This window comes from Sphingobacterium sp. MYb382 (genome assembly GCF_037572665.1).
In the GTDB taxonomy this organism is placed as follows: Bacteria; Bacteroidota; Bacteroidia; order Sphingobacteriales; family Sphingobacteriaceae; genus Sphingobacterium.
This window is the reverse complement of the sequence record NZ_JBBGZT010000020.1, coordinates 1-25750: the sequence shown is the minus strand read 5'-3', so window position 1 is coordinate 25750 and position 25750 is coordinate 1. Positions and strand designations below refer to the sequence as shown.

Annotated in this window: 13 protein-coding genes; 2 read left to right on the top strand and 11 right to left on the bottom strand. The window is 40.7% G+C overall.

What is annotated here, in order from left to right; genetic code table 11:
- Positions 1 to 63: 63 nt before the first annotated feature.
- Positions 64 to 1050 carry a formylglycine-generating enzyme family protein gene (locus WH223_RS08590; RefSeq protein ID WP_340047164.1) on the bottom strand — a complete coding sequence of 329 codons (987 nt, stop codon included), beginning with the start codon at positions 1048 to 1050 and terminating at the stop codon, positions 64 to 66.
- 81 nt (positions 1051 to 1131) lie between these two features.
- Positions 1132 to 2037: an AEC family transporter gene (locus tag WH223_RS08585; protein ID WP_340047163.1), complete on the bottom strand. Its 906-nt coding sequence runs from the start codon at positions 2035 to 2037 to the stop codon at positions 1132 to 1134.
- 126 nt (positions 2038 to 2163) lie between these two features.
- On the opposite strand from WH223_RS08585, the gene WH223_RS08580 reads away from it, so the two are divergent.
- A complete protein-coding gene (locus WH223_RS08580; RefSeq protein WP_340047162.1) occupies positions 2164 to 3297 on the top strand; it encodes an acyloxyacyl hydrolase in 1134 nt (377 codons plus the stop codon).
- Positions 3298 to 3355: 58 nt separating this feature from the next.
- Here WH223_RS08580 and WH223_RS08575 read toward each other — a convergent pair whose 3' ends face one another.
- Positions 3356 to 6298 carry a M16 family metallopeptidase gene (locus WH223_RS08575; RefSeq protein WP_340047161.1) on the bottom strand — a complete coding sequence of 981 codons (2943 nt, stop codon included), beginning with the start codon at positions 6296 to 6298 and terminating at the stop codon, positions 3356 to 3358.
- Positions 6299 to 6651: 353 nt separating this feature from the next.
- Between WH223_RS08575 and WH223_RS08570 the strand changes: the two genes are divergently transcribed.
- A complete protein-coding gene (locus WH223_RS08570; RefSeq protein ID WP_340047160.1) occupies positions 6652 to 7230 on the top strand; it encodes a hypothetical protein in 579 nt (192 codons plus the stop codon).
- 38 nt (positions 7231 to 7268) lie between these two features.
- Here the strand turns inward: WH223_RS08570 and WH223_RS08565 are convergent, their stop codons facing one another.
- The 8 genes from WH223_RS08565 to WH223_RS08530 form a co-directional block, all read right to left on the bottom strand.
- Entirely contained in the window at positions 7269 to 8228 is a 960-nt protein-coding gene (locus WH223_RS08565; protein WP_340047159.1) for a hypothetical protein, read from the bottom strand.
- A 389-nt stretch (positions 8229 to 8617) separates the two neighbouring features.
- The gene (locus WH223_RS08560; protein WP_340047158.1) at positions 8618 to 15700 is read right to left on the bottom strand and encodes a GEVED domain-containing protein; all 7083 of its coding nucleotides are present in this window, start codon (positions 15698 to 15700) and stop codon (positions 8618 to 8620) included.
- Between the two features lie 450 nt (positions 15701 to 16150).
- Entirely contained in the window at positions 16151 to 16678 is a 528-nt protein-coding gene (locus tag WH223_RS08555; protein WP_340047157.1) for a hypothetical protein, read from the bottom strand.
- Positions 16679 to 16711: 33 nt separating this feature from the next.
- Complete coding sequence (locus WH223_RS08550) at positions 16712 to 19003, bottom strand: GEVED domain-containing protein (protein WP_340047156.1); 2292 nt, start codon at positions 19001 to 19003, stop codon at positions 16712 to 16714.
- Between the two features lie 226 nt (positions 19004 to 19229).
- Positions 19230 to 21182: an OmpA family protein gene (locus tag WH223_RS08545; RefSeq protein WP_340047155.1), complete on the bottom strand. Its 1953-nt coding sequence runs from the start codon at positions 21180 to 21182 to the stop codon at positions 19230 to 19232.
- 32 nt (positions 21183 to 21214) lie between these two features.
- Positions 21215 to 22228, bottom strand: coding sequence for a PorP/SprF family type IX secretion system membrane protein (locus WH223_RS08540; protein WP_340047154.1), 1014 nt, complete (start codon positions 22226 to 22228; stop codon positions 21215 to 21217).
- Positions 22229 to 22258: 30 nt separating this feature from the next.
- Positions 22259 to 23845 carry a T9SS type B sorting domain-containing protein gene (locus tag WH223_RS08535; RefSeq protein WP_340047153.1) on the bottom strand — a complete coding sequence of 529 codons (1587 nt, stop codon included), beginning with the start codon at positions 23843 to 23845 and terminating at the stop codon, positions 22259 to 22261.
- 41 nt (positions 23846 to 23886) lie between these two features.
- On the bottom strand, positions 23887 to 25750 hold a 1864-nt coding region (locus WH223_RS08530; protein WP_340047151.1), incomplete at its 5' end, for a hypothetical protein.

Genomic DNA, 25750 nt, shown 5'->3' with positions numbered 1-25750 from the left:
ACAAACGCTATAGGTCAAAATCTAATCTACCGTACACGATTGGAACAGTTTTCACGGTCATCCTTAAAAGTCTTTAATCGGTTCTTGATCGTAATAAAGCTTAATTTCTGCTGCCGAAGGTTGCTTAACAGGGCGCACTAAACGAAGGCCGACGAAGGGCGCATCGGGGAACCACCAGTTAGATTTTGGAATCTGTGGATCCAGTTGTTTCCACTCGGGGTCCGACGGCATTCGTGCTGCCGAACGTAGCGCGGATGCATCATCGCGATAAGCACCACCACGCACCACATGAGGGTATAACTTTGTAGGAACGGCTACCGGATTATCGGCTACTTTCACCTTGGCAAACTGCTGGTAGAAGTCGGCATAATATTGGTCATAAGTCCACTCCGCAACATTGCCGAGCATATCATAAAGACCCCAAGCATTGGGCTTCTTCACTCCCACTTTGGCCGTCTGCTCATCGCTATTTTTTGCATACCATGCATAGTCAACTAAGGCTCCTTCATCATCCCCAAAATAGTAGGTTGTTGTCGTTCCCGCACGGCAGGCATATTCCCATTCGGCCTCGGTTGGCAAGCGGTAGAAAATGCCGGTATGTGTGTATAGCCATTTACAAAATTGAAGGGCATTATAGTGGGTCATTCCGATGGCTGGATGGCCCTCCTTCCCCATACCAAAAGTCATATCAAGATAAGGCTTTGTAGGCCTTGTTACGGCATCTACTTCTGCCGCTACGCGACCATCCTTGGCTTTACTTTCTTCGACATCCTTATACACAAAAGGCTCATATAGGTCCCAGGTTACTTCGTAGGTACTCATCCAAAAAGGATCGATTTTCACTTGGTGTATGGGTTTCTCATCGGCTTTATCACTGCTGGCACTGCCCATGGTATAGGCACCACCAGGAATCGCTTCCATGGAAAACTCAAGATTAAGATCTTTGATCTGTTGTGTGTAACGTGCGTGTTTTTGTTGTCCTTGTGTAGACCAACTTATAGACAAACAAGCGAACAGCAATGCTGACCGCTTCATTCCCTTTAAAATCATCAATTTGGCTTTTATATTGTCCTTAAATATATGCATTTCAATGCGAAGAACCTATTAAGCGCTTAGGAAAGCATAAACAAGTTACAATAAGACGTTGATGAGCCAATAGGCGCCGTAGGTGGTTAACAGGCCTACAAAAATACTGAGGCCTATAATCGCATTGCCGAGCTTACTATTCAGTTTAAACTCCTGCAGAATAAGACTTGTAGACACTAAACAGGGCATAGCCATCTCAAACGTTGCTATCCGCACAATTTCCGAATCGAGGTCTAGGAAATGGAATAGCAAAATTAAGGTTGTAGGTCCTAAAATCAACTTGTAGCTTAATGCCGTGAAAATAGCTAAACGTTCTGCTTTGTAAAAATTGAACGATAGCTGCATGCCTACAGAGAATAGCGCTATAGGGGAAACGGTGGCTGCTAGGCTATGAAAAAAGGGCTCCATAGGGCTTAAATCCATAAAGCGCGGTAGTATCAATGCGGCCAAGAAGCCTAGTAGTGGCGGAAAGGTCAAGATGCGCTTTACGAAAAACGTTGCCGGCATAGCTTGTCTTCCTGTTCCATTTAAAGCTACCCATACGCCTACCGTTGCTAGCAAAAAGAATGTCGTTTGATCACTAATGATTGCCCATTTCAACTGTGAATCACCAAAATAGCTGGCAACTAAAGGAAAACCAATGAAAGATGTGTTACTCAGCCCTGCAATCAAGATTAAACTGTGTGTTGTTCGTCTAGACCAAGCGAAAAAATAAGCAAGTATCTTAAAAAAAATAGCTGATCCTACGAACAATAAAATAGGGACAGCTATAGCTACCCATAAGGTTGACGTCCAAATTAAATGCGGCAAATACTTAAAGGCTATAGCCGGCAATCCTATATAAATAACCCAGATATTCAAAGACTTATACCCATCCACCGGTAATATCTTTGAGCGACGCAGAAAAAAGCCTGCTCCAATACAAAACAGAATTAAAAGGAAATTCAACATATTGGTATTCTTATTGTTATTACGTTTTTAAAAACTCCAAGCACAGCTTAACTATTGACCAAAAAGGTTATATTGTCAAATTTTGGTACTTTTGGAGTCACATTTATAAATTACGACAGCAGAACATTGAGAAAATTACTTTTTACGACACTACTATCCCTTGGCATTTCGCATGCCCTCTTCGCACAAACAGATAGCCTAGTAAAGGCTACTAAAATAAAAAATCCTTTCATCATTGAGGTAGAAATTGAAAACGGCGGAATTCTAGCTACGAAAGAAATTAAAAATACAACCTTTGAAAGTGCCTACTACAACGGTGTTAACGTTCGCGTAGGTTGGAAAATACAAAATTCCAGCGATCAATATTTCAAATTATACAACAACCCCGTTTACGGTATTGGTTTTTACTCAAGTACATTCAATACAGATATTATCGGCAGTCCCTATGCTGTTTATGGTTTCGTCCAGACTCCTTTTGGGAACATAGAGAACCCGAAATGGGAGTTCGACTATAGAATCGGCTTGGGTATTTCAGGCAACTTCAACCCTTATAATGAAGAGACAAACCCTTTAAACGTAGTTATTGGGGCTAAGAACAATGTCTACCTAGATTTAGGAATTCGTGCGCAATACAAAATAAGTCCACGCTTGCGTGCGGGGGCTGGTTTTGCGTTTCACCACTTCTCCAATGGTGCCATGCGTTTACCAAACAAAGGGGTAAATTTAATACCATTTACGGCATCCATCACGTATCAACCACAAGGCGGCTCTATATTGCCCGACAAAAGCCATATAGAACCCCATCCTGACAATATATACTACCACTTCAACTATGGAGTCGGTTGGAAGCAAGTGGAGCGCGACAGCCACCGTCGTTTCTTCAAATCGACAGTAAGCGCTTACGCAAGTAAGTATGTATCGCATAAATGGCGCGTGGGAGGTGGTTTTGATATGTTTTATTCTGCTTCAGGCAATAACGACGATATCGCAGGCGATAAGAGTGGAAAACTTAGCTCTAAGCTATCTGGAGGGCCTTCTTTTTACTTAGCACATATCCTGAATAAAGATTTGGTGTTGAACGGAAACGTGGGCTATTACTTACACAAGCAAGAGTTCAATGGCGAAATACAGCGTATCTTCTTGCGCGCTGGGGCACGCTACTACGTTTATAAAAACCTTAATGCGGGCGTGTCTATCAAGGCTCACAAAGGAAAAGCCGACTTTATTGAATGGACCGTTGGTTATACGATAAATCGATAAACATAAAAAAGGCGAGTTTAAAAACTCGCCTTTTTCATTTTATGGTGTTATTTAGCACTTAATAACCAAAAATAGTCTTCAAGTCTAATTTCTTCACTTCACCTAGTTTCTTTAGATCTTCTTGCTTAATATTACCATCTTCGGCAACGATACAGTAAACATATGGTTTCTGGCTCATTTCCTTTTGGTGTAAAGCATTTAAATCTTGGAATTTAAGCTTTGGTGCTTGCTCATACACTGATTTACGTATATCGGTTGTATTGCCCAAACGCTGTGCTGCAACATAGCTATTCAAAATTGCCGCATTTGTGATACGCTCACTAGCGATAGACTTGATTAAGCTTCCTTTTGCAATCGCCAATGCCTGCTCAGACTCTGGCAATACGTTAAGCAACTCATTCATACCTACTACGGCTTCGTTAAACTTATCCGCCTGTGTACCTACGTAAGCACCAACGCTGTAATGATTCTCTTTCTTAGCTGGTGTACCTAAAAATGCATAGGTAGAATATGCTAATGCTTTAGACTCACGAATCGTCTGGAAGACGATACTTCCCATGCCACCACCAAAATAGTTGTTGAACAAGGAGTTTACAGGTGTATTTTTAACATTGTACAGGTCGCTATTTCTAAACCAGAAAACCTCTGCTTGCTTCATGGAATAGTTGGCTACCAATACTTCATTTTTCGTTGTTGGCAATTCTTTAAATTGCTCACCCGCTTTAGCCACTACAAAAGCACCTTTCGTAGCTTTTAATGCAGGCAATGAAGCACCAAGCTCTTGTACGGTGCGTGGACCGAAATACAAAATAGTATGCTTCATGTTCGCTAAATCATGCAAAGCCTTAACTAAGTCGGACGCTTTTAATTGATCTAGCTCCTCGTCAGTAAAGGTGTAGTTAAATGGATTTTTAGCACCATACTTCGCGTAGGCACGTAAACCTTCCATAATAGCACTTTTGTTTTCCTTAGCATTCAAACGGCTTTTCTTAACGCGTTCGATATAGGCTTTAAAAGCAGCCTCATCTACCACACAATTACGCAATAGGTCTTGAATTAATGTTACTGTCTGCTCGAAATTATCGTTCAAACCAGAAATAGAAACATTAGTTTCTTCATTTCCTGATGATACATTAAAATCAGAAGCTAACTTGTAAAAAGCTTTACTGAAGTCTTCACTTGTTTTATTTTTAGTACCTAAGAACTCCAAGTAATTCGCCGCTAAGCCTAATACTTTGTTATCCCATTTGCCTGTCTTAAATTTATAATTTAAGCTAAACAACACGTTATCTTTGTTCTTAACGGCTAATACCTCAATATCCCCAAACTTACCTTTTTGTAAATCTTTATCGTAATCTAACCATACCGGTTGGATGGCTTCTTCAGGCATATCGTTTACTTTCACCAAGAAAGGCGACTGATCCGTACGGTTTACTGAAACTGGGGTAATCGTTGGTTTTGCCACTTTCACCACGCTGTTGTCGACGCCTTGTTCTTTATAAACAACGACATAGTTTTCATCATTCAAATATTTGTTTGCGAAATCTATGATATCTTGCTTTGTAATCGTCGTCAAACGCTCTGTATAGCCCAATTCATTTGCCCAATCTAAATCAGACGTAAAGTTAGACATCAATTCTTCAGCACGCTCTTTATAACTCTCGTTACGCGCGATTTGTGCTTTACGTTCGTTATTCACAATCGACGTAATTAAATCGTCAGAGAACTCTCCCTTACGCAATTTACGAAGCTCACCTAAGAGTAAGTCTTTTACCTGCTCTAAGCTCTGCCCTTGTGATGGATTTCCTTGAAGAATCAACATAGAATAATCCTTCAAAACATAAGGGAAGGCTCCTGCACCCAATAATTTTTGGGATTTCACAAGATTCAAATCGATTAATCCGGCAGACCCGTTGGTCAACATGTTGGCCATCAAGTTTAAGATTTGTGCATCTTTACTTGCAGCACCAGGGAAACGGAAGCCTAGGAACATGAAAGCAGCATTTGGCCCTTTCACCTCGCGAACTATAGGTTTTTTAATTTCTGGTTCTGCATCAAAAAGATAAGGTGGAATCTCTTTAGCCTTCATATAGGCAAATGACTCATCAATCTTCTTGATAACCTGTGCTGGGTCAAAATCGCCCGACATGATAACGCCCATATTGTTTGGCACATAGTACGTGTTAAAATACGCACGGATGGCATTCAATGAAGGGTTTTTCAGGTGTTCAACAGTACCGATAACAGTTTGCTTACCATAATTGTTATTCGGAAAAAGTGCTTCAAACATAGATTCAACAGCCTTACGTCCATCGTTATCTAGTCCTATATTCTTCTCTTCATATACCGCTTCTAGCTCGGTATGGAATAAACGTAAAATAGGATTTCTGAAGCGTTCACTTTGTACCGCTAAGAATTTATCGATTACATTGTTTGGAATATCTTCTACATAAACGGTTTGCTCGAAAGATGTGAACGCATTTGTTCCATCAGCACCCATGCCGCTCATCATCTTATCGTATTCATTTGCTAAAGCAAACTTTGCGGCTTCGCCGGATACTTGGTCAATCTGCTTATAGATTTCTTGACGTTTACTTTCGTCCTTCGTTTTGTTGTACTCTTCATACAAACCGTCAATTTTATCAAGCAAAGGTTTCTCTTTTGCCCAATCTAAGGATCCAAATTTATCTGTTCCTTTAAACAGCATGTGCTCTAAGTAGTGCGCTAAACCGGTATGATCCTGTGGATCGGTCTTGCTACCTGCCTTAACAGCGATGTAGGTTTGAATACGTGGTTCTTTTTTACTAGGGCTTAAAATAACGGTTAATCCGTTTTTTAGGGTATAAAAACGTGCCTGCGTGGGATCATTGGTGACATACTTGTACGTATATCCTCCTTCGGAAGCCTCTTTCCAAAGGAAGGATTTTTGCTGTGCCCATGATGTGCTTGTGGAAAGCATAAAAAAGGTAACAACAAAAACAGACCTAAAAATTTTTCTCATACAATTTCTTTCTATTTAAGGTATTTTTTAATTGACTTGTCAATGTATACGTTTGGGCATTGACTAGTTGCTCGTATTTAAAAGCTAAATTTAGCATAATAAATAATTACAATTCAAATAATAGGTCAACTATTCTACATTTTATTTATGAAGAAAAGCGTAGACATACATGCTTAAAATAGCTTCTATAGCCATGAAAACCAAAAAAAATAGGCTATAAACTAACGCTAATAAAATATTACTTTTTAGCATAAAAAAGTTCGCTAATTTTAGCGGTTACCTGTTTTTTAAAAGCCAGCTTAATGCTCCAAAAGGATTTAAAAAGCATATTTTGCAAAAAATAATCAAAACGCATGCACAAACTATTTTTCCTCGCCCTCCCCCTTACGGTATTCCTGTTGGCATCCTGCAAAGAAAATAAAACGACAGACAGCACAACAGCTAGCACAGCAGTAGATTCTACGTCGGCGACAACCCCAGCCTCAAAAATAGTAGCCAAGGCTAGTGATAGTAATGCTGAGGCAGCAAAACTATGGTTAGTAAAAACAATCACCAACTACTTTAACGACCCCGAGCTCTCTTCGTTGGAGGGTAACATGATAAAAAACACGACCCCAGACTATTATGCCTATAAAAGTGATGCAACGAATGTTGACCTAGATGTTGAAGGAAGTCTTACCGTTGAAGAGTTTCACAAAAAATGGAAAGATAAATTCGATACCTCCAAAGCTGGCATTGGCACAGGTTTTCTTATTTCAGGCCAAGACTGGTCGAAAATTATCGTGGAGAAATGCGATCTACTCTCCGCAAAAGAGAACGCCTTCTTATTTGATGTGGTATTAAAAGATGTAGAGTTCAACGCTACCTACACAAGTCAGATTGTGGTGACGCAGGTAAAAGGAGCTTACAAAATTGCCGATGTGAAAGAATAAAAACGAAAATGGACATGAAAGGTTATCTTGTGCAGCAACTACTCCAACAAAATAAATCGATCTAAATCCAATAAAAGATAATTGATACTTTGATTAATGGTACGTGTGGCAGACTGCATCTGGTTGAGCATGGATTCACGGTTATGTAGATCTTCTGATCGATAAACGCCACCGCTATTGAACAATACGGATGCATTTGCCGCATTAATGTCATTGTTAAAGTTAAATTGTAACCAGCGTTTTTTTATATTTTGAAGAATAGACAGACTATCAGCATAACTAGCAAATCGTTTCTCGGTATACATGTACCACACGAAAGGTGGAAAATTAGGAGATTCAAGCTTTTCATTCCATACATCGCGTAGCAAATTACGATCATGAACAAACTCTACCTTTTTACCTTTGGGTTTTAGGGTCACAAATCCAAGTCCAGCCCCGATAACACCACCACCAATATCTATCGCATTGCCCAAACTATTACTTCGTATGATGCCGCTGGCAATAGAAGCCGCCGCTCCCGCAATAATAGAATAGGTGACAAAACGATTGTTACGATCGCTATTGAGATTGTCTACATAATTGGCCATTTGCGCCACGCGCTCTCCTTCACAATCAAACTCAGCAGCTACAGCATCTAACTCGGTTAACGATATTGTTATCTTGTTATTAACAACATTTTTAAGCTGTAACATCTTCAACTTCGCTCTTAATGAGGTGTCCGCTTTTAACTGTACTATTTTTTGAATCTCATCCAAATTCCCTAATGCATTTAAAATCAAAATACTCTGGTCGCTAAAATCTTTTTTTAATGCTGCATTAGCGCTGATGATGGAGTCCGAATTGTAAGATGGTATTTTATTGGAATAATTATAATGGAAAGGCGCCTTACAATAGCTATCTCTTAAAATAAGGATGTTATCTTTAATCGTTTGTTTCTTCCTAGAAACACAGGATGCTAAAAATATAGGAATAAATAGTAGGCAAAAGATCTTACGCATAAATTGGTCTATTTTGTTAGTTTGATAGCATATATTTAAATCGTGTTTTGCAATCTATAAGAAAGATTACAAAGATGCACTTCTTGAAAGTCTAAAAGACTACTACAAAAAACAGTCCTAATTTTTAAAATACAAATTTTAACTACTTGAATGTATTCTTTAACTACTACATAGTATAATCACAGCTTCAAAAATCACTAACTAATAATAGGCGGTCATTTGAATGACCGCCTATTACGAAAAAGAATCACGCTACACAAGCAGCGAGCGACACTAACCTCGGCCCCTGCCACCTCTGTCTTACTTGTTTGAAGCGACAAGTCCACAGCGCCATCACTCGCCACGCTAAGATCAAACCAACTCGTCCTTTTTATTAAACTTCTTATTTGTTAATCTGGACAATACTGTCTTTCGATTTTATACCAGCCATAGCTTCCTCCTTTGTCTTTGGAAGTGTACATCTTCAAACAGTTATTCGTCACGTCATATACAAGCATACCTTCAACAAAGTCGGCAGCGGGTATACCAACAGGTAGTCCCGAAGCATTGAAAGGCACCCTATTAGGTACAAACCCTTTCGTCTTAGACTCCAACACTAGCCATGCTCCAGTGCGGACCATTGGCCACTTATCGGCATCAATCGTTCCTACTCTACCTAGGCTTGAAATACCGACAAAACTTTGCAGTGATTGTCCCTCGGTAGCGCCTGGTATATAACAGTATTCTATTTTTTCGCAAATCCAATCGATATAATAGTCTTCCACCTCACCATCGCTAGCTTTTACATGGCTACGATCATCTTCAGGGGTGTTGGGATCATCTAGTAATCTATCCGTTGTTAAGCGCAAGCGTACAAAACTACGTACTGTCTCTGCATTACAATCGGGTAATATACCAATATCAGCCCAAGTCATCTCTACCGTTTGCTTTGCTCCTGGCTTAGCCTCTTTTACAATCGCTTCACCGGGTTCAAAGACACCATTATTATTCCAATCGATAAAAGCATATAGATAAGCTACTTTTCCTGTATTATTTGTGTACGGGATATGCAAAGTATAAGGGCTACCCGTAGTCTTAGCTGGCATTTTTCCGCTAACGAATGCATCCTCATCGATCAATCCTCCTTTACCATCAAAGTCATCACCATCGGCATTATTCTCTGCTCCTGTGAACTCAAACTGTGGACCATCATCACTATCTGGGGCATTTTCACCTAGCTTCAATGGATTATCAGCTTGGCTATATTTAATTTCATGACTTGCCATATCGCCCAAATTATAGCGATCATCCAAATCACCAAAGTCATAGGCTGTATTACCACATACAGGCCCCGTGGAAGGTGGCCCTTTGAAATTAAATTCCTCAGGACTCATTGTACAGCCTCCACAACCATCACTGCCTTCTATGGTATGACCGACATAACCATAACGGTCATTTTTGTCCATAACAAGAATCGTGATATGACCACCAGCTGCTACATACAACATTTTACCTACCATTTTTTCTTTACCGCCATTCATCGTTACGGCTGTCGGCAGGTAAATATTCGTCGCTTTTGGCGCTCCACCAATCGAACCGTAATTACCCGATGAATTGGATGCCACTGTATAGTTACGATCTTCCTCCGTGATCAAGCTAAAGTGTGGGAATGCATCATCACTATTACTTGCGGAAATCCATTTCACTTTTTTAATAGGTTTGGTTACATCTGTCTGTAAAGAGGTACCATCAGGCTGTTCGTTCATATGTGTTATCGCACTCCACCTATTTACTGCATTCGTATTACCAAGGCCCAACTGTCCGCGTGAATTTCCTCCTAAAACAAATACCTTCCCTGCAGCATCACGTAGGTAGTAAGAAGCAGTCTTACTATTTTCTTGACTAATCTCTACCTGTTTTAGGGGTAAGGAGATACCGCTTGATGGATTCATTTTTGTCGCATAAGCACGATTAACAGCCGCCTCTCCATTCCCCAGCATAACATTGCCACCCCATGTATAGAAATTATTTCCATCCGTTGCAATACCAACATTCCCTGAAGTACGCACGTCTTTCATTCCCGTCAATACGGTTGTTTCATTTAGCATCACTTGATGCCATTTCATTTTTTCTTGGTTTCCATTCCCATTTACATTTCCTTTATCGACATTTGAGTAAACCCATACCTCTCCTGTTTTTGTAAGTAACATCAATGCTACAGAAGACGAAGAATAGCCTACATCCATACTTTGAATCTGCGCAGGACCGACTCCTTCTGGAAGAGCAGCCTGTATCATTGGGCCTGTAAGGCCAAAAAGAGATGGCCCACGAGCTACTCCCCAGGTGTATAAGCCTGCTGTACTCAACAAAAAGTATTGATGACTAAAGCCCGTCACCAACAGTGGAGTTCCAGCAAATCTAAACCCATTAGATCCAGACTCTACCTTTATAGGTGTATTTTGTGTAATTCCTGCTCCATGTGCATTAGCACCAAAAACAAGGAAGTCTCCATTAGCCGTTTTCACAATGCTACCATGATACAGGGCTTTTATCGGTGATAATCGCCCCAACCGATCGTCCGTCTGCTCACAATCTTGCGGCAGCGCAATCGTTTGGTCAATGGTCAACTGATAATCTTCAACTTCGCCATCAACAGGGTAAGTACCATAGACTCCAGATGATAAACCATCACCAATAGCACGTTCATCGATACCTATAGTCGATACATTATCCCCAAAAGAAGCAGAGCTGACCCGTATACGCATATACATATGCGTGCCACCACCGCCATCCCCCATCATGGGCCAGAAAAGACTAATCGTCTGCTTACCTGAATTAGCGGGCAAAACAACAGAAGCATACTCATTTACAGAAAAACGACCATCACCATCCATATCAATCCAGCCATGCACAGTAGCTGGTATTGTTAAATTATTGGTAACAGTTGTCGAAACACGATACTCCGATCCTGGAAAAACCACAGGTAGCATACCTTTGACACCATCTTCGTCTAATCCGTCACCGTTGCCCCCGTTATTGTCTGCTCCTGCAGCTACGCTATGTGGGGCTGGTTCCATATCAATTAATTCGCCTAATATTAAGTTGCTATTTGGCAGATGACGTGCAGGCAAAAACTGGTTAGTAGCATTTTGCTCATAGGATACCGGCACATCCCCATAATCCAGCTCTGAAAACACGGGTATAGCATGATCTTCAATCTCACCTGCACCTGCCCTATCGCCATAGACACCCGAACTCAAACCGTCGGCTATCGCTCTTTCGTCAAGTAAGGCAGCATTAGCTCCCGTTATAAGATCGGCCATATTTCCATCGGATATACGGAGTCGCATAAACAATTGACTTGGATTGCCTACAATAGTCGTTTGAGAAGATGGCCAAGTAAGTTGAACTTTGCTATTTGAAGTTCCTGCGTCCACAAGAATTCGCTGCATTTCTCCTGCTTCAAACTTACCGTTATTGTTAAAATCTATCCAAGCATAAAGATATTTAGCAGATGCCGTGTTATTGGTAACGGGTACATTTAGCGTATAATTAGTGCCACCGTCTTTATAAATAGCTGGAATTTCTAATCCTCCTTCATCATTTTCGCCATGGTTATCATCACCTAAAGCATCTGCAGACGCTAGTTTGGCAGGCTCAGCATCTGCCGAACGCATACCAATGTACAAGCCTTGTGAAATAGCTTGTCGTGCAGCTACTAGAGCACCATCTTTATTCATATCATAAGTGTCCGGTGCATCCCCATAATCGTAGGATTTAGACACTTCTAAACGATAATCTTCCACCTCCCCCGCACTCGCTACACCGTAAACACCTGCGCTTAAACCATCGCCTATAGCACGTTCATCCAACAATGCGCCTAACTCACCCGTGGTAAAATCAATCAAATTCACTTCGGAAATACGCAGTCTCATATATAAATGCGTAATAGCGTTTGGAATCAGTCCTGTTGTTGCCGCTTCCCAGACCAGCGTGGCTTTTTGTTGATTAGTGGAGGTCGGCACGATTACAGTAGCAACTTCAGTTGCTTGGAAATGACCATCGTTATTAAAATCTATCCAACCATATAAAGTTTTGTCAGCACCGGTATTATTCAACACACTTACAGGTATGTTATATTGAACACCTTTGTAAACTGGCACTAACTTTTGCAAGCCATCTTCATCGGCCCCATCTCCATTTAGCCCATTATTATCTGCTCCCATGGCTACAGTATGAGGTTCTGCCTCCACATCAATAGTCTCTCCGATATGTAAGAGAGAAGATATCGTTTGTCGAGGTGCAACACTTTCACTACTCCTATTTCGATTATACATGTCGGGTGCATCCCCATAATCAAATAGTTGATCAACTACCAGAAACTGATAATCTTCGACCTCTCCCGAACTATTCATTGTCCCATAACTACGGCTATCAATTTTCGTTAAGTCGGCACCATTCGCATTTGCGGGTATAGCAGTTTCCGAAAGCCTGAAACGTACATAAGTTTTGCCTGCAGCAAGCACTGACGCAGAAGCTACTGTAGCCGTCGCTGGCCAAGTCAAAACGAAGTCAGCCCTACCACCAGTAACATTCACACTCGTGAATACAGCCTCATTACCATTAAAAATACCATCGCCATTGAAATCTATCCAAGCGTATAGATACTTTAATCCAGAAAGCGATGTGTTAACGGGTACTTTTATGGTAAACGGAGATCCACTAGTAATCGTCATTGAAGTGACTATACCATCCTCGTCCAGACCATCGCCATTTTCGCCATTGTTATCTGCTCCCGGTGCTACAGCAGCATTTGTAAGCTCGTAATCAATAGTCTTTCCTATAGTAAGCTCCGGGATTAAACCATTTGAATGAGACGCAGGATTACCATTTTCGTAAGAATTAGGCACATCACCATAATCACGAATAATCGTCAATTGATAATCTTCAACCTCTCCCAATGAAACGCCAACATATTGGCCGCTACTCACCCCATCAGCAATAGCGCGCTCATCAACCACATCAGCTTTAACACCTGAAGTTAAATCTCCAACAGTAATACCTGGAGCGGCCTGAATTAAACGCAAACGCATATACAAATGCTTCGTCCCTGGTGGAACCATAGCCATCTGAGCAGCAGTGAAAGAAACTTTAACAGAAGTTGCTCCTGCATCCACATTAGACACCACCGCTTCAGAGGCTTCAAATCGACCATTATTGTTAAAATCTATCCAGGAATACAACACCACATTATTTCCTGTACTATTATGTACTTTTACATCAAAGCTATTGACGTCACTTGCTTTTATAAAAAGTTGGTTAAGCGAAAGTCCATCATCAGAATTACCATCTCCATTTTCACCGTTATTATCAGCGCCAGGGGCAACAGAATGTGCCCCTGTTTCTACCGTATACGTCTTACCTAAATACAATTGATCGGAAGGTATATTCCTCGCCGGTTTGAAATTCGCTGGATTTGCTGTTCCATCTTTATCCATTTCATAGCTCACTGGTGTATCACCAAAATCATACAAATCTTCACCAACTATAAACCGGTAGTCTTCTACTTCACCATCAGAAGCGGTAGTATACCTACCAAAAACCATCCCATCACCAATAGATCGTTCGTCAACATCATTAGTATTGTTGTTATCATTCCCCGTAACTCTGGTTAATCGGATACGCACATAAAGATGATTTACATTTGAAGGGATTAATCTTGTTTGTGATGGCTTAAACCAAAAGGTAGCATTAGAAATACCCGTAGGAACATTCAAATAACTGCCAACTCCAGCATTATTACTAATAAAGGAGGACTCACCAACTTCAAATCTCCCGTTATTATTAAAATCTATCCAAGCCATAATGTAGCCAGCTCTGTCCGCTTGAACAGGAACACTAAAGCTAAAAGGAGCCCCTCGAGTAACTGTCGGAATACTCATCAGTCCATCTTCCTCCAGTCCATCTCCATTTTCACCGTTATTATCTGCCCCTGCTCCGACAGAATGGGCAATACGTTCTTCGCCTACAGCATTACCTATCATAAATAAAGGATTAACTGATTGACGAGCAGGGTAAGAATTGCCTGCCGGATTAACTTCATAAGATAATGGAGCATCACCAAAATCAAACATATCAACAGCTAGCTGATAATCCTCGACTTCGCCAAAGGCCATCATTGCCGCATTAGCCGCATTTGTACCACTTGTAGCGCCATTACCGACGCTTCTTTCATCAATTAATCCACCACCATTAGCTCCTGTAAAATCATATAAATTACGATCTGACAATCTTAACCTGAGGTATATTTTTTCTGTGCCTGCAGCAATCGTATTCACTTGAGCTAAAGTCCAGCTAAGTTGTGCATAATACTCACCAGATACATTGTTTAATACAATTGCAGTTGCAACTTCTTCCGCTTGGAATTTACCATCGCCATTTAAATCCAACCAACCATACAAATACTTAAACCCGACTAAATCAGCAGGTATGGAAACAGGTACTGTTAAAGTATAAGCTACACCTCTGGTAACACTTTTTAGTTGCGTAAGCGCATCTTCATCGGCTAAACCGATAGCGTTATCACCAGCTATATTGTTCTCATTTGGTGCAGTAACGGATGCTGGTTCTGCCTCCGTATCAATAAGCTTACCTAAGCTAAAACCTTTAAAATAAGCATGAACAGCGGGCAAGAAATTACCATCTTTATCATTCTCAAAGCTTATAGGTAGATCCCCATAATCATTAGCGTAAACTGTCGTAGTAACGCCAAGCCAGCTAGTTCCTACAACGATATCAGCTACCGTTAATGTTGCTGCATTATCCACGTCCTCTTGTACTAAAGCAACAGCACTCAATTCAGCAACATCATTGCCAATAGTAGCATCATACATCGCCGATGCTGTAATAGGCTCACTTGTTACATCCGGATTTACATAGAGCTTAACCCGATCATTGGTAGTTCCTGCAACGGCCTCATACTTTAAAATAAGGTTAACAGCTGTACCAAAGGGCCTCACCGTTGTTTCATAAACTGGAGTACCTCCTGTACCGCGCAACACACCGAAGCTAAATCCCGACCCATTGGATCGGATAAAGATTTTTGCACCTACATCCCCCATGGGTGCTGCTTCTGTTCCTAAGCTACAGAAAAAATCACCCACAGCCTTCGCGGCAGACACGCGCACGACTAGCGCAGCATAAATAGACTGATTTGTTGGGCTAAACGAACGAAATACATCCTGCCCATTCCCCTGCAGAAGTACCACCTTTCCGGCACTACTTACCATAGTTCCCGTAGACGAAGGATTACTTTCACCAATTATAATTGGATTTACGGTTTCAGTCCCATTAACTACTGACCAGCTTGACTCTACCAAAGTTTTACCTTTCGTATAATTAAAACTTTCTGTCAATAAATTTTGCGCATTTAAGTCCTGCTCACCTATCAGTAAGAGAACGAGCGCCACTAACGTTTTTAGAAGCCTATTCACATCGATTTTTATTAATTTAAAAAATACAACAGCCAGATTATCGCTAACTATCTAAAAGAAAACTACAGGTTGGAATCAAAAAGGAAGAGCCGTCTCACAAAATCCCTATCTAGGTACTATATAGGTTTATATTTATAGGTATAATAACACCTATTCATCAAAATTATAGGTATAGCAAAAAGCTATACCGCAGTATACTAACCACGATATAGCTTTATTCTTAAAAAAATTACCGATTTATATTTCTAATTCACGATAATTTCAACTTCTGTCACCCTATTTTGTTGATGTTCAGTATAGGAACATCAACAAAACCGTAGAACAGCAATTTATTTTCTTTCTGCCCTGTAACCTTTAGCTACAAGACAATCTCTAGCCATTCCACGCTTCACTTTTTTAAATAGATTAAAACATCTAAATTATACTACTCAAAGTGGAATTGCTAAATCCTTAATCACTAGCACCCCAGAAGGTCCATACGGTACCATTATATACCGCCAACAATTTGCTGTCGGTATCATAGACCATCATGCCTGCACTAGGGTTAATAATATTTAAATGTGGTTTTGCTGCATGCGGAAGCACCATTGCTTTATTACTTTCTTCCAACACCAAAACACCATCTACGCCAGTAGGCTTACCGACACTAACCTTAGCCCCCGCCACCTCTGCCTTACTTGTTTGAAGCGACAAATCAACAGCGCCATCACTAGCCACACTAAGGTCAAACCAACTCGACCCTTTCAGGTACTTCACCTTTTTATCAAGCACATCAAAGATTAACGTGCCTGGTGTCACAATATTTGCTTTATTCTCCACATAAGGAAGCACAAGTCCTTTAAACTGATTATCAGCAAAATCTAAAGACACCGATGCATTGGGTACGGTGCTCTTGCTTATCGCTATTTGCGCCTGAGCAGAGCATGCGACAAGGACAGCCAATACTGTTATTGCTTTTTTTATAATTATAGTCTTCATTATACGTTTCCTAAAAATTAAACTTCTTATTTGTTAATCTGGACAAGCCTGGCTTTCGATTTTATACCAACCATAGCTTCCTCCTTTATCTTTGGAAGTGTACATCTTCAAACAGTTATTTGTCGTGTCATATACAAGCATACCTTCAACGAAGTTGCCCGTAGGTATACCTACTGGTAGCCCAGAAGCATTGAAAGCTACCCTATTGGGTACAAACCCTTTGGTCTTAGACTCCAATACCAACCATGCTCCACTTCGTACCTTTGGCCACTTATCGGCATCAATTGTTCCTGCTCTACCAAGGCTTGTAATGCCGACAAAACTTTGTAGCGATTGACCATTAGTAGCACCTGGTATATAACAGGATCCTGAAGTCCCACATAGTTCCCCTACAGACGGTGGTCCTCGAAAATCAAATTCTGCAGGACTCATTGTACAGCCGGCACAACCATCACTACCTAGGATAGTATGGCCTACATAACCATAATTATCTTGACCTTCTATAGTAATAATTGAAATATGACCACCTGCTCCCACAAACAACACCTTTCCAGGCATCATCTGTTTACCACCATTTGTCGTTATGGCTGTCGGCAAATAAATATTCGTTGCTTTTGGTGCTCCACCCATCGATCCTTGATAACCATGATCATTAGAAGCCACCGTATAGTTTCTACCCTCTTCAGTAATTAAACTAAATTGTGGGTACTCACCGTCACTATTACTTGCGGAAATCCATCTCACTTTCGAAATAGGTTTGGTAACATCGGTATCTAAGTTGGGTCCATCCGGCTGTTCATTCATCTGTGTAATCACACTCCATCTGGTTACCGCATTCAAATTACCAAGGCCTAACTGTCCACGCGCATTTCCTCCGAGCACAAACACTTTACCAGCAGCATCGCGTAGATAATAGGAAGCAACTAAATCATTTTTTTGACTAATCTCCATCTGTTTCACAGGCAAGGAGATACCTACAGGTGGAATCATCTTCGTCGCATAAGGACGATTTACAATTGTAGGTGCTGTTGTTCCACCTCCAGTTCCATCCCCTGTCATTACATTACCGCCCCATGTATAAAAATTATTTCCATCCGTTGCAATAACAGCATTACCTGAAGTACGTACGTCTACTATGCCTGTCAATGGCGTTGTTGCATTTAGCATCACTTTGTGCCATTGCATACCCGGCAAATTTCCATTTCCATTTACATGCGATTTTTCAGCGCTTGAATAGACCCATACATCTCCTGTTTTCGTAAGTACTACGAGTGCATTAGACTTTGTTGACAAGCCCGCATCTATATGTTGAACATAGGCAGGACTAATTTCCGGAGGCAGAGGCTCCGGATGTATATCGGCACGGGGGTTCATAAACGGCGTTCCGAAATCACTAGCTCCCCATGAGTACAGACCCGCTGAAGTCAGCATAAAATATTTATGGCTAAGCCCTGTCATAATTAATGGAACCCCATCAAATACAAATCCATTAACTCCATTCTCTACTTTAAGCGGTGTAAATTGGGTTCCGCCTTTTGGGTTTGCTCCAGACCCAAAAACAAGAAAGCCTCCATCGGCTGTTCTTAAAATACTACCATGGAAAAGGGCTTTTATCGGGGGCGACATGCCCAATCTACTGTCCGAAGGCCCACAATCTTGTAGCGTCGCTGCTCGCTCATCAACAGATATCTGATAATCTTCCACTTCTCCAAATGAAGGAGTAGCGGCATTTAACCCTGTTGATAAACCATCACCAATAGAGCGTTCATCAACATCGTAGCTATAGATATAATCCGTTAAAGGCCCCTGACTAACCCGTATACGCATATACAAATGTTTACCACCAGGCCCATTGATAACCACAGGCCATACAAGTTCAACCGTTTGCTTACCCGAATTAGCGCGCACCGGAACAGACGTGTATTCATCTGCCGAGAAACGACCATCACCATTCATATCAATCCAAGCATGTACCGTAGTTGCCGTCGTAAAATTATTTGTTACAGATACCGAAACTCGATATTCCGAACCCGAAAAAAGTAGAGGTGGCAGCCCCGTTATCCCATCTTCATCTAATCCATCACCATTGACTCCATTATTGTCTGCTCCTGGCATTACACTCTGTGGTGCAGCTTCGGCATCAACTAAATCGCCTAATGTTAAGCTGTTATTGATCCGATGCCGTGCCGGCAAATATTGATTTTTCGTATTTTGCTCATATGACGCCGGTACATCCCCAAAATCATATAAAGTTTGTGCATTTAAATCTTGCTTAACTATCATTAAGAAAACTAATGCTACTAAAGTTTTTATAAGTTTATTCACTTCATTTTTTGTTAATTATAAAAAATACAATAACCAGCTTATGTATGACTATCTAAAAAAAATTGACTCCTCATAAACTCCTATCTACAGCCTACTTAGGCTTCTATTTTCAGGTGTTGTCCACCAAACTTATTAATACTGTAAGTAAAGGATAAAGCAATACGATACTCTAAAAACTACGGTATAGCTTTACCCTTCTCTGTGTTAAAATTACTGTTCTATATTTCTAATCGGCGATAATTTTAACTTCCGTCCTACGGTTTTGTTCATGTTCAGCATCCGTACATTTCACACCTTTAGCACAGTGATTTAACAGCTTAGTAGATCCGTAACCTTTAGCTACTAAACGATCTCTAGCAATCCCACTCTCGACAATAAAATCAACAGCAGCTTGTGCTCGCTTCTGCGAAAGTGTCAAATTATACTTAGCCGTTCCACGGATATCCGTATGACTAGACAATTCGATACGCATCTTCGGATTGTCACGTAATGTTTTCACCAATTGTCCTAAAATAACTTTTGCATCCTCACGGATAAAGTACTTATCAAAGTCATAATTAATATCTTTTAAGATAAATACATCTCCTTTGTGTGTGATGGGCTCTAGGCGTAAAACAACAGATAAAGTGGTATCACGCGGTGAAAATTCCGTAGCAATACGTGTAGCATCACCATGGAAATCCTTCAATGCTCCTGTTAAGTTGTATACTTCATCTTCTTCCAGATAAAAAGAGAATGCGCCAATAGTGTCACTTAATGTAGACATGATAGCGAGCCCTCTTCCGTCGGTTAAAGCAAGTTGGACAGCAGGAAGATCTTCCGTCGTTTTTGCATTTATCGTTTTTCCTTCTACTTTAATTCTACCACGCGGTTTATCATACGTAAAGGCATAAATATCATCAAGGCCCATTCCCCCTACGCGGTCGGAAGACACATAGCCGTATTGGTTCTTCATACTCTCCCCAATAAGGATGTAAGCGAAGTCGTCAAAAGCAGAGTTAATAGGAAAACCTAAGTTCTTTTGATTTGAAAACGTATGACGTTCACCTTGTGCACTATAAACATCTAATCCGCCCATACCGACAAAACCATCGCTTGAATAAAACAACCTATCCCCAAATACATAAGGGAAAAGCTCATTGCCTTCCGAGTTTACCACAGGCCCTGCATTAACAGGGGTACCCCAGCTGCCATCTTCCTGCAATGGAGAATACCAAATATCCGTTCCGCCTAGTCCTCCAGGCATATTAGACACGAAATAAAGTGTTTTCTCATCCGTACTCAAGGCAGCATGACCTACAGAATATTCCTTGGAGTTATTGTATGGGAAAGCCGATTCAACCCATTCATCTCCTTTTTTGGTATAAATCAAAATCTCCAAATTGCGTTGATCAAAACGGAACTGCTTGACCTTAACCTTTGCCATCTCTTCTCCTGTATAAGTACGCGTTGCGTAAAGTACATCTTGTCTTTTATTCGCAACGATAGCACCGATATGATAAGGGACATCATTAAATGCTTCAGGCAGTATACTCGGGTACTGTAGTGTTATGCCATCAGGTTCTAAAGAAGCAGAAAAGGCACGTAAAAAGGGTCTCCCTGTCATGCCTGTAATTCCACTCTGAGCCCCATCAGGCTCTCCACTATAGAGAATAGCGTTGCTTAAAGGAAAACCACCAAATTGACTAAAACGCGTATTAACGAGTTCTTGATTAATCAACTTGTGCAACGTAGGACTCTTCATCCATACCACGGCCGAATCAACACCTTTTAAGGCATTATCCACCTCTTTACTACGGCTTACACGGCCTTTAAAATCTATCAACTGTCGTTTTGCCTCGGTATAATTACCCACTTTACGCAAAACATCAATATAATTAAGCTGTGTTTTATCTTCAAAGGTGGAAGTTGGTATCACCCGGGCGTACCAATTTTCAGCCTTTTCATATTCGCGAATCTGATAGTAACAATCCGCGAGCTTTTCCATATCATTTGTTTTGGGCTTTTTCACGTCGACCATCTTCAAGTAGATTTTGGCGGCGGAAAAATACTCCCCTTGATAGTACAACTTATCGGCGGATGTTCGTAAACTCACCTGTTCTTGTGCTACACTGACTGTGGTAGTACATAGGAAAACAAATAGTAGCCCTACAGCCAAGAGCTTGTTCTTTATACGCATAATATTTATAAATATTAGTTAGTAGAAATCCCTTAGAAGAATCTTGGGCTTAGATATCTTCCGGCTTTACTACGGTTAAATGTTAAACCGAGTGTAATCTCATGGGAACCATTCTGAAGTCCGCTCATTTTGTTGAGCATAATGTCATAGGAGTAACCGATGCGGAAACGCTCGGTGGCGTAAAGCTGCACGATACCTGTGATGGCATTCATTGCGCTTAACTTTCCAGATGATTGCTCGCTGTAATCACGATTAAACAACTTCGCACGTGTACGATAGCCTGCTCCTACCCAAAATTTGTCCATAAAAATAAACATGGCATTTACATCCAATGCTGTAGGACCTTTAAAATCCTCTTTCATCAATACACTAGGACGTAAGTGAACGCCTTCGGCCACCTCAAATAAAGCTCCAGCGATCAAATAGGCGCTAATGGAACGATACAACACCTTCGTTGTATTTTGGGTGAATCGAAAATCAGAACCCGAGTTGGTACCGTGAAATAAATCCTGTACCGAAACCCCAGCATACCACCTTGGATTGTAGTAATAAACACCTAATCGAATATCTGGTGCCCAATCTGAAATTTTACCTTTAGGGATAAACCCGTCATCTATATCATTTGGATTCAATTTATTACCATCCAAACTATACTGTGTAACACCACCAGCAATACCTAAACTTAGGCGCTGTGTATCATCATCGTCCAGTTGTAGGCGTAAAGCATAGTTCGCATAGATAGCCGTTGCCGATTGTGCACCTAGCTTATCTCCCGTCAGCGTTAAACCGACACCATGTCTTTTAGACTCTTGGTCTAATACTCCATCGATAGATAAAGTACCCGTCTTTGGTGCTCCCTCCCAACCTGTCCATTGGCTACGAAGTCCGGTTTGTACAAACCAATCTTCCTTATAGCCAACATAAGCGGGGTTAACACTTACTGAATTAAAAATATATTGGGTCATCTGGATGCTTTGTTGAGCATGGACCTTCGTCCATGCCAACAATACACCAAATAAAAATAACCCATACTTATTTACTTTCATTTTTGCTGATTTTAAAATTATCAGGCAGCATTAATTACGCTTAATCAACACATCTCCTTTAAACACTCGTTTTGTCCCACCTTTTTGGGCTTCAATAATGTAGAAGTACGTGCCTTCATTTAGGCCTATACCCTCCCATTTGTTATTATAACCTTGCATACGATAAACCTCATTACCCCATCTATTCACCACTATCAAATCAACACGGTCGTAGTTTTCAATACCGATAATTTCGAAGTAATCATTTTTACCGTCACCGTTTGGCGTAAATACGTTCGGGATGAATAAATCACGTGCCTTAACAACGATAGTAACCGTCGCTGTACTTGTGCGCCCATTATGGTCAGCAACGTTATACTCGAAAACTTCAGTCCCTACAAAACCCGGATTGGGCGTGTAGGTAACCGTACCATCGACATTAACAATCACCGATCCATTGGTTGGTTGCTTCGTGATCTCTACCGAGCCTGGGTCCAGCGGTGATTTGCCGGCAATATCATTCAACAAAATGTTGAAGACATTCTCCCGATTCGGGTAGCTATCAGCATAAGTCAATTCAAAATTATCATCTATCGCCTTCGGGCCGTCCACATTAAGCTTGGTTGCCCATATGGCTTCTGCCGTTTGTATTGCACTTACCACAATATCGGTACGTGTGTGCACACCCATAGATTCCAGCTTTGTTACGTCACCAATCCAGTTGCCCGAACCAGCATATTGCATAATCTCCGCTTCGTTATCCACATAGGCGCTACCGTTGGTCATCGACTGATGGACTAAGGTGTAGTCTGCATCTGTCCCTTGACTACCAACAATCTTCCAAACACGGTCCATTCCAATTTCTTTATCTGGGAATTCTAATAGAGACTTCGCATAGTCTATGACTCCCACCTTCATATCCACGTTTGAATACGGAGATAACAAGGCTGGTGTATAGCTATTTTCATCAATCCCTATCGGGAACAAAAACTTCGTTCCACGCTTCATCCTTTTGACAAGCATACTCTCGGGATTATTTCCCGTCACCACAAAGCCATTTATGTATTGTCCTAAATTGCTGCTGTTTCCAGCATTCAGTAATTGCGCATTCTCATCGAGAAACAAATGGTAGCCATCCAACAAGATATCACCACCTTTGGTGTTAAAATCTATATTGGCAGCAACCTTTAAATCGGCCTTCTCTAGGTCTGCACTCGGAAGTCCAAAACCAGGATCAGCAATTTTGCTCAACTTAATTTTAGAAGCATTATCAATGACAAGCGTCACACCAATAAAAGTACCGTTGTTACCATCAATCAAGGTGGGCTGATTTGCCCAGTCTTGATAATATGGGTTTACGCCAGGATCTTTAAGGATGATTCTACCTGTACCCGTGATTTTTGCCGTCGGCGCAATCCATACCTGCTTACTATATAAGTATAGGTCGCCATCAATTACCCAATTGGTATTGGGCCCTAGATAAAGTTTTTCTGAATAAACAACATCAGACGTTCCTTTAGACAAGGTCATATTACCGTTGTCTAGAAAGGAACTACCTGAACCGCTTTGGGCTACAGCCGTACTCCCAAAACATAGTGGAAGTACGACATATATAAACAATGCTATTTTCTTAATCATAATATTATTTTAGCAGCCTCTTGAATTAAACATTTTATTTATTATCTCTCTACGTATTCTAGGATGATCTCATAGCTTCCTATTGGATGCATACCGACAACGGCACCAGCTAACCCTACGGTTATTGCCTTACTTGCCTGATCGTAACCCGTCAAAATAGTAGATATCGAATTCGTCGCATTGTTAATCACACGAACCCCAATAATTCGAATATTAGCTACCACTTCTGCTGGTAAAATAAACTCAGCACTTGGCGCAGTAAGACCATAACTAAATGTTACTTCTTTCACTGGTTTACCATCTTTCCATTTTCTACCTGTTTCTTGAATCACAGCCGAATAATTTATAGTACCAACCTTAATTTCCTGTAATGTTCCGCTTCCATCAGCGTACAATAACTTATCACCATTATAACTCACGTTAGTCGGAGCATGTTGAATATAATTGTTTAAGAAGGCTGGATTTCCGTATGTGTCATCATTAACTGCCATTTGGAAAAATCTACGTATATCAGGTCCTACATTTATAGCCCAAGAAATATCTCCTTCAGCATTGTACATATACACACCATTATCTTCATTATAGTCAATGGTGGTTATCGTTTCATGATTTTTAACCATCTTATCAATATTCAAAAAACTAATAGCACCGCTTTCGTCAACATAGGAAAATTGATCAGGAGAATTAATGTCGTAACTTACGTTACCACCAGTTTCATCCTTAAGCTCAACAGGCTGTAATACACCACTTGCATCAGCGTACCATAACTTATCACCATCATATTGTACCATACCTGGAGTTTCACGAATAAATATCTTCAAGAAATCTGAGTTAGATGGGTTGTTAACTGCGTCCTGGAAGAATTTAATTACATCCGATCCTACATTAATAGCCCACGAAAGATCTCCCTCGGCATTGTACATATACACACCTGTTTTATCATCATAGTCAATGGTTGTAATCGTCTCATGCTGTTTAACGAAGTCTACTAGGTTAACGGTTTGTGATACATTACTACCGTCAACAAACGTAAGACTCGTACCATCAAAACTGATGTTATTAGCTGCATACTGTTTGATAATCTCCTCTAAGATGTTCGTTACACCAGGGTTGTTTACAATCTCTTGGAAATTGTTGATTACATCCGCTGGAACATTGATTTTCTGCGTATCACCTTTCTCATTCGTATAGGTGTAAACGCCAGAACCATCATTCACTAACGTAGTAACCGTCTCATTGCTTTTGATTAACTCAACAATGTTAATCGTTTGTGTTACTCCACTACCGTCAACAAACGTAAGGTTCGTACCATCAAAACTGATGTTACCTGTATACTGCTTGATAACCTGCTCTAAGATGTTAGTAACATCAGGATTATTTACAATCTCTTGGAAATTGTTGATCACATCCGCTGGAACATCAATAACGGTTGTACTTCCATTCTCTGAAGTATACGTGTACGTACCGTCGCCATTATTAACTAAGGTCGTTACTGTTTCTGCAAGTTTAACTAACTCTGTAAGGTCAATGATTTGTGTGTTTCCACTACCATCGATATACGTGAACTCAGATCCGTTATAAATTACGTTACCTGCATTCTCATTGATAAACTGCTCTAAGATGTTTTTAACTTCTGTGTTGTCTACAATCTCTTGGAAATTGTTGATCACATCCGCTGGAACATCAATAACGGTTGTACTTCCATTCTCTGAAGTATACGTGTACGTACCGTCGCCATTATTAACTAAGGTCGTTACTGTTTCTGCAAGTTTAACTAACTCTGTAAGGTCAATGATTTGTGTGTTTCCACTACCATCGATATACGTGAACTCAGATCCGTTATAAATTACGTTACCTGCATTCTCATTGATAAACTGCTCTAAGATGTTTTTAACTTCTGTGTTG

Bases quoted from the DNA above. Each gene is read 5' to 3' on its own strand.
- WH223_RS08585 (WP_340047163.1), bottom strand. From the start codon at position 2,037: ATGTTGAATTTCCTTTTAATTCTGTTTTGTATTGGAGCAGGCTTTTTT.
- WH223_RS08555 (WP_340047157.1), bottom strand. From the start codon at position 16,678: ATGAAGACTATAATTATAAAAAAAGCAATAACAGTATTGGCTGTCCTT.
- WH223_RS08570 (WP_340047160.1), top strand. From the start codon at position 6,652: ATGCACAAACTATTTTTCCTCGCCCTCCCCCTTACGGTATTCCTGTTG.
- WH223_RS08540 (WP_340047154.1), bottom strand. From the start codon at position 22,228: ATGAAAGTAAATAAGTATGGGTTATTTTTATTTGGTGTATTGTTGGCA.
- WH223_RS08545 (WP_340047155.1), bottom strand. From the start codon at position 21,182: ATGCGTATAAAGAACAAGCTCTTGGCTGTAGGGCTACTATTTGTTTTC.
- WH223_RS08575 (WP_340047161.1), bottom strand. From the start codon at position 6,298: ATGAGAAAAATTTTTAGGTCTGTTTTTGTTGTTACCTTTTTTATGCTT.
- WH223_RS08535 (WP_340047153.1), bottom strand. From the start codon at position 23,845: ATGATTAAGAAAATAGCATTGTTTATATATGTCGTACTTCCACTATGT.
- WH223_RS08590 (WP_340047164.1), bottom strand. From the start codon at position 1,050: ATGATTTTAAAGGGAATGAAGCGGTCAGCATTGCTGTTCGCTTGTTTG.
- WH223_RS08565 (WP_340047159.1), bottom strand. From the start codon at position 8,228: ATGCGTAAGATCTTTTGCCTACTATTTATTCCTATATTTTTAGCATCC.